The organism is Oleiphilus sp. HI0061 (assembly GCF_001635675.1).
The window spans coordinates 1-966 of record NZ_LWFE01001817.1; the positions used below are offsets into that span (position 1 = coordinate 1).

2 protein-coding genes are annotated in these 966 nt (G+C 42.9%); both read right to left on the reverse strand.

Features of this window, described 5'->3' with window-relative positions; all coding sequences use genetic code 11:
* On the reverse strand, positions 1-636 hold a 636-nt coding region (locus A3735_RS27665), incomplete at its 3' end, for a response regulator (protein ID WP_156499975.1).
* An 81-nt stretch (positions 637-717) separates the two neighbouring features.
* Positions 718-966: ATP-binding protein (locus A3735_RS27670; protein WP_197486104.1), on the reverse strand; the 249-nt coding region annotated here is incomplete at its 5' end.

Sequence of the window (966 nt, forward strand, 5' to 3'; positions counted from 1 at the left end):
ATAGCTGGCACGCTCCAGGTCATTCTCTTCAATAATATCCAGGTAGTTTCGGCCGATTAAGTCTGTTTTCTTATAACCAAGAATGCTTTCTACTTTGTTGTTCAGAAAAGTGAATCGACCACTTTTGTCGAGCATGAAAACGATATCAGGAGAACTGTTAACGATGTAGCGGTGAAGTTCTTCAGATTTTTGTAGTCTCGATTGCATAGCGTGGTGTGCTTTTTCAAGCATCACCTTCTGCAGGGCGCTTTCCATGGTAGAAAGCAGTTCTTCAGGGTCATAGGGCTTACGCAAGTAATCATACGCGCCACGTCGTAAAGCTTTGCTTACCGCAGAAAAAGAAGACTCGCCGCTGACAACAATTGTTGCAACATCGATTTCTTTTTGAGTGATAAAGTCCATCACTTGATGACCATTGAGATCAGCCATATTCAGATCAAGAAGAACTAGATCAAAGTCTTCTGATGATAGCTTTTCACAGGCCTGCAGGCCACCATGTGCGCAAACAACTTGATAGCCTTTGTTGAGTAGAAGGTTCTCAAGACTTTTAAGTAGGCGATACTCATCGTCGACGATAAGAATGCAGGCTTGTTCAGTTTGCAGACTTAGATTCTGCTCTGTTTTTTGTATTTTCATGCTAACTCTTGACCACTACGTAATCACTACGTTCATTACTGCTCCATATTCCTCTCCTATAGTCGCTTCCATACACATGGACTATAGGCTTTCTTGAGGAAGAAAGATTTGAAACGTCGTTCCTTTTTCGTTGCTTCTACAACTAATGGTACCTTTAGCATCCCTGACGAGGTTTTTGGTAATACTCAGGCCCAAGCCTGAGTGTCCGTCACCTTTTGTTGAGGTAACAGGTTTAAAAAGGCTTTTTGCTATTTCTTCTGGCAGGCCTGGGCCTTGGTCCTTGATCAGGATTTCTACGTAACCCTGGCCATTAAGGTTGATATTGGCTGC